Origin of the sequence: Duncaniella muris (assembly GCF_003024805.1) — a bacterium.
In the GTDB taxonomy this organism is placed as follows: domain Bacteria; phylum Bacteroidota; class Bacteroidia; order Bacteroidales; family Muribaculaceae; genus Duncaniella; species Duncaniella muris.
Map to the genome: position 1 here is coordinate 1 of NZ_PUEC01000057.1, position 5,771 is coordinate 5,771.

6 protein-coding genes are annotated in these 5,771 nt (G+C 43.7%); 2 read left to right on the top strand and 4 right to left on the bottom strand.

Translation table 11 applies throughout. The annotated features are described in order from the left end of the window. Nucleotides 1–150: 150 nt before the first annotated feature. The 4 genes from C5O23_RS13795 to C5O23_RS13810 all read right to left on the bottom strand — a co-directional run bounded on the left by C5O23_RS13795 (nucleotide 151) and on the right by C5O23_RS13810 (nucleotide 2,790). On the bottom strand, nucleotides 151–429 hold the full coding sequence (locus tag C5O23_RS13795) for a hypothetical protein (protein ID WP_107033493.1): 279 nt from the start codon (nucleotides 427–429) through the stop codon (nucleotides 151–153). A gap of 9 nt (nucleotides 430–438) precedes the next feature. Next, nucleotides 439–705, bottom strand: a complete 267-nt coding sequence (locus C5O23_RS13800) for a helix-turn-helix domain-containing protein (protein WP_107033494.1) — start codon at nucleotides 703–705, stop codon at nucleotides 439–441. After that, nucleotides 702–1,172, bottom strand: coding sequence for a hypothetical protein (locus C5O23_RS13805; RefSeq protein ID WP_107033495.1), 471 nt, complete (start codon nucleotides 1,170–1,172; stop codon nucleotides 702–704). Before C5O23_RS13805 ends, C5O23_RS13800 begins: the two co-directional genes overlap by 4 nt. A 79-nt stretch (nucleotides 1,173–1,251) precedes the next feature. Further along, complete coding sequence (locus C5O23_RS13810) at nucleotides 1,252–2,790, bottom strand: site-specific integrase (RefSeq protein ID WP_107033496.1); 1,539 nt, start codon at nucleotides 2,788–2,790, stop codon at nucleotides 1,252–1,254. Between the two features lie 657 nt (nucleotides 2,791–3,447). Here C5O23_RS13810 and C5O23_RS13820 point away from each other — a divergent pair. Together C5O23_RS13820 and C5O23_RS13825 are read left to right on the top strand one after the other, a co-directional pair. Beyond that, nucleotides 3,448–3,972 carry a transposase gene (locus C5O23_RS13820; RefSeq protein ID WP_107033498.1) on the top strand — a complete coding sequence of 175 codons (525 nt, stop codon included), beginning with the start codon at nucleotides 3,448–3,450 and terminating at the stop codon, nucleotides 3,970–3,972. A 222-nt stretch (nucleotides 3,973–4,194) separates the two neighbouring features. Next, nucleotides 4,195–5,634 carry a hypothetical protein gene (locus tag C5O23_RS13825; RefSeq protein WP_153062502.1) on the top strand — a complete coding sequence of 480 codons (1,440 nt, stop codon included), beginning with the start codon at nucleotides 4,195–4,197 and terminating at the stop codon, nucleotides 5,632–5,634. The last annotated feature ends 137 nt before the right edge of the window (nucleotides 5,635–5,771 follow it).

Sequence of the window (5,771 nt, forward strand, 5' to 3'; positions counted from 1 at the left end):
CATCGAATCACGCTTACCGGCGAAAGCGTCCGTAAGCTTAAAGCTATAAAAAGCCGATAAGACAAAATAAAATTGACCCCGTCGGCCAGAACGTTTTCAGGGGTCAATTCAAAATATTTTCAGGGGTTAATTCAACCTTGGCCTAAGGGGTCATCCGAGCCTGGGTTTTCCATCTGGCACATAACGTGAATAAAAACGGTAGCCGAGTGCCGTCATCCGCTCCGGCGGCAGTCCGCAGAGAAACATCGGATTGGGCGACACATACAAGAAATTCTGCCTGAAATAGTCAATGATATAGACGCTCTGATAAGTCGAGCGGGAGAACGCCTCAGCCGACCTCACATATTCCGACACACGGCTGTAGTCAAGCTCCTTCGGGAGCCTGACCTCATTATCAGGTATGAAGAAATCGTCAGTTGTTTTCAACATAAGTTTATCTTATCCTACAGTGATGACTGGCTGACCGAAAAAGGCGGAGAGCATCGCGAGGGTGGAAAGGGTGAAATTATGCTGTCCGCTCAGCCACTTGGTAATTTCACATGGACGCTTACCAAGCGAACGGGCAAACTCGGCCTTTGACAGTCCTTTTTCTTGCATAAGCTCGTAAATCCTATTGGAGACAGCTATCTCCATAGCTACTTCCTTATGAATAGAAGCCGGTATCGAGTCCACTATTTTGTTATATTCTTCAAATGCAGTTTTCATATGTCAAAGGTTTTGTCGGTTTCAATTTCATTTTCGGAAATGGTGATGGTTCCGTCCTTTACACCATCTTTGATAAGCTTGTCAAAGTTTTGCAGGGTGACTACAAATCCGCGCAGCTCATCGTCCTCGTCGTATGTACGTGTTTTCTTAACTCCTCCATTACCGAGAATAAGGATGCTGTCTGATAGACGCAGACAATATAAGCGCAACTTCGACTTTACGACCGGGAGTGCACAAACCCTATCACTCATCTTTCCCTCCGGTCTGAAGAATCGTTCAAGAGCACCAAGGTCAGCGATACTTTCAACGAATTTGGCTATACGGGCCAAATCCTCATTATAGGTCGCATCATTCTTAAAACGGTTATAGAAACGGAGATACTCACCCTTATCCTCAGTGATAAACTGAATGGTGTAGAGGGTGCAATTACGGTCTTTGTTCAGCTGTATAAGTTCTGCTTCACTCATAATCGATATGTGCTTTGTCTTTGTAAACGCAAAGGTACGAAAAATGTTTTACTTATAAGTAAACAAATAGGGTGTTTTTTTATAGTTTCATTATGATTTCAAGGACTTCGTTGAGTTTATCTGTGGGAAGACGCTTGATGTAGTTGGCGCGGTCATCGAGGTTGCCACGGATATGAGTGAGGACTGCGAGGTGAGCATTGACGGAGGTTGTATCGCCTTCGAACATTTCAAGATAAGCTTCACGCGTCGGTATGCCAAGACGAATTCTTTCATCATCGGTAATGGCATGGTCAAAGACGGTTTCAACACCGTGACTATGGCTGTTGTTGAGAAGATTCATCTTTTCCCTCTTGCTTTCGTCGTCAAATTTGACGTATTTCATCATCATGTTGGCCGTAGTATGCCCTGTGACTGCGCGAATATCCTCCGGTGACATTCCTTTACGGAGACAAAGGGTTGTAAAGGTTCTTCGGGCGCAGTGAGAGGCCAGTGCCTCATATTTCTTTACAGTGGTTCGTGTCCGAGAGCGTCCGTTTTGTGTTTCTATAATCCAATCGCCTGTCATTCCGGCAAGTTTCCCGACTTCTTTTAGATGTGAATTGAATTTTTGATTTGATATTTTGGGAAATATTCTCGGATCGTCCTCATCAGGTGCGGCTGGGTATTTTGATAAAATACGCATGGCGTCTTCTGCAAGGGGAATTCTTTTTCGTTGTCTGGTCTTCTGCGCTGTCGTATCAAGTATATCCCCATCCATATTTGACCTTTTTAAGGCCATGACTTCCGAGAACCTTAGCCCTGTGAAACAGCAGAACACAAACACATCCCTTGCCCGATCAATAGCTTGCCTATGGGTAGGAAAAGTCATAATGGACTGTAATTCCTCCGGAGTAAGAGCGAAATGATTTACTGCTGTATCGGAAGTTGTCTCATCATGGAAACGTTGCTGATAGCTTTGGTATTTGATATTGCGGTTATAGCCCTTTTTAGTGGCCCAGTTAAGGAAAGTCTTGATATCCTTCATGGACTTGAACACATAGCTGTTGGAGAGCCTCTTGCCGATTAGGTACAGCTCAAACTTTGCAAGCAGTTCATCGTTGATGTCTTCAAAATATAATGTGGCTCGAAAACCCGACAGATGCTTCCGCATGGTCTTATGCTTTGTCAGCGTACCTTTTGACCATTGAGCGGTGGCAGGAGTCTCTTTTATTTCTTTTTCCCTTTCATCAATAAGAATATCATAAGTCTGGCATACTGTCAGTCGGGTGCACCTCTCTTCATCGAGTATCTTTTTTACTTCCTCTCTGACTGTGGCCGGAGTAGCCTCTTCCTCTCTCAGCTCTAATTGAGCAAAAGCATCGTCAACGGCAGACGCAATCTTAATCAGCCGTTGATTAATGTCTGAGGCAGACACATCATCACTGTTGAAGTTGTTGCGCTTCACTTTTTGAGCCTTTTCATCCCATTTTGCCGGGGCAATCCGATACCCAGAGTAATACCATATACGCTTGCCGCCAAAAGTAATGTCGGCATTTATCGGCATTTCCTCCGGGAAGTTTCCATTTTTATCTTTACGCTTCTCCAATCGGAAGCTGACGCGATGCTTGTATTTATCCATGAACGATTCTTTTGTATGTATTTGAGGCTGTCTCAATTTTACCCATACAAAATCACATACAAATTTTCATTCAATCAAGGAAACTACAATTTAAATTTCTTTATCATATATTATTGTAATTAGTTGATAAATAAGGATTGTTTCAGCATTATTGATTATCTATAAAACCTCATTATACTATAGTTTCATATCCCTCTCTCTCCGCTGAACTAACCGGACAGCAAGCAGACAAGTCCCACAAATTCAATGATTTGTGGGACTTTTTTTATTCCCTTGTGTCTGCCTTAAAGTACATCTTTTCGCCCCTAAAAGACAAAGTTCGTAACCTAACTCGTACCCCCGATAAACAAAAACGGAAAGGGGGTACAGATTGTCCGAAATTGGCGAAGTCCTGTCGCTATTTGGCTTGCCTGCATAGAACTCATTTTTAGAGAATTACAATAGTTTTGCAACTTAAAAAGTGAGTTATGCAATCGACATTCAACATTTGCTTTTACGCAAAGAAAGACAAGCAGAAAGCCAACGGTGCGTACCCCCTTTTTTCTCATACTTGATGCCATCATCTTCATAGATGTCAGCGGCTGCCAGTGGCGACTGTTGCCCAAGGAGTACCCCAAATGACAGACAGTATAATACTATTTCCGACGTTGGGGAGCGATGGATGCATTTGCCGAGATTGAGGATAGTCTTGTGGAGGCGGTAAGACTTCGGAGAGGCGAATCTCCGCAACCCACAATTGGTGCGATTGACAGCGAAAGCTCCCGTTCAGCGTTGCCGCGTTCCCAAAAGGGGATTGACGGCAACAAGAAGGTTAAAGGGGTGAAGCGCAATATTATAACAGACAAGGACGGGGATATTCTGGAGGCTTCCACTACTCATGCCAATATCCATGATTCCAAATCCGCTTATGCCCTTCTGGCTATGCTTGCCATTGCCTTCCCTTGGACAAAACGCATATATGCCGACAGAGGCTATCGCGGTAATTTCATAGAGAAGGCCAGACATGATTTTGAGATTGATGTAGAAATTACACATTCAAATTATTCTGGTCAGTTTGTCCCGGCAAAGAAAAGATGGGTTGTGGAGAGAACTTTCGCATGGCTTGAAAACTTCAGAAGGCTATGTCGAAATTGCGAGGAAACGACAGAATCAGCAAATGAGATGCTATTACTGATTTTTTGACACTATTTTTCCATCAAAGGCTATGCCGGTTTAAGTTTTTTTGCTATCTTTGCACCCAAAATAATACTCTCTTTTAAAGAGATTCACACGCAATCTCTTTGTTGCTGTGAGACCTAACACTGTTGGCATATCATATAAACGCCTTTGCCTCAAGTCATATACCCACAGACTGGAGGGTCGAAAACTATTGCCGGCATTTTAGGGAAAGTTAAAAGCTACACTTTGGCACAACACACTGACATAATTCAAGATAGCATCCTTCAGCTACTCGATATTTTTCAATCAAAGACAGAATCTGCCTCCGGGCAGGCCGCTGCGAATTATAAAAAGGCGGTCATATGCCTGCGCTCATTCATAGCCAGCCGACCACCATGCGCTGCTCCTGCCGACCTCTCCCTTACAACAAAGTTTCTTGAAGATTGGTTCATATTCATGTTTTTCCGCGGGCTCACGGCAAAAACAAGTCTACATTATTTTGATCTAATTGCTGGACTTGCCAACAAGGAAATAACCGACGGAGAACTTACAATCCGGTTCAGGAATATCAAAGCAAGAATCAAGGAAATCGCATCAGAAAAATGGCGTATGCTCGTAACTGAGGAAAGCTTCAAACGACTGGTAAATTTAACAAAACTTGCTGACAGACAGCAGGACGAGGCTGGACTATATACAGACATCCTTCTTTTTTCGCTTCTCAACTGTGGAATGGACATTTCAGCTATTGCGAAATTGCAATATGAGGATATCCACAAATATAACCCTGCGTGTCAGATAATTGCAGAAAGGCACATTTCGTCCAAACGGAAATATGTATTCCCTCTTGAGCAAAGCAGAAAGACACCCCGACAGATTGAAAAAACGCTCTCCGAAAAGCTTTCTCAGCTTCTTGGAGCCCGCAATATTATGATCATTGGAAATATTCAGGAGTGCATTCGCAGCTATTGGGCTTATGCAGCCCTAAAATGTGGTGTATTGCCAGAGATGATCATTAAGGCTCTGGGACACTCCCCTATCGGACTCCCGATTCTTGCCCTCTGTTCTGAACGTAAAGAAGCTGTATCAGCAGAGCAAAAGCAACTGCTGTCAGACAGCGTGACGGACCTCTTCATCGGAAATCCGCCTAACTGGTATGCTATGCGACTGCGCCCCGGAATAAAGTTTGACAGATTGAAAGAACGGATTGCCGACTGCAAGAATGAGATTGTAACGCCAGAACTGTTCTATCCATGTCAAGAAATAGCTAAAAAGCTTGACCGTAAACTCGTTTTTGAAAAGCGGCCTATCATTCCAGATATCGTTTTCTTTAAAAGTTGTGTGACAGACATATTACCATTGTTCCACAAAATTGGAGACTTGGCATGGTGCTACAGAAACGGCGATACCTATGCCTCGATTCCTCAGGCAGCAATGGAAACATTCCAAAAAGCAATCGGCAAGTTTACGCCAGATTATGAAATCGGTCCGGTCGGCTCAATAGCACTGCGCCCCGGCGATAGAATAGTTGTGGTCGGTGGAGCTTTCACCGGAAAGGAAGGAGAAATTATAGGCCAGTCTCTGAACGAAAATGGTGTGATTTACCGAATCATGCTCTGGGGTGACAACAACAACATCGAATGGCGTGCAAACGACTCGCGTCTGATTGAGAAAAAATCCCTGCTATAAATCAGCTAATAAAAACTTTACATATGCGCATACGATTCATCTCATCATGTTTTCTTGCAGCTGCGTTGCTGTTGGGGTCTTGCTCGACTCCGAAAAATATAACTTATTTTCCGGATCTTGGGACCGGTGCCGTGGTG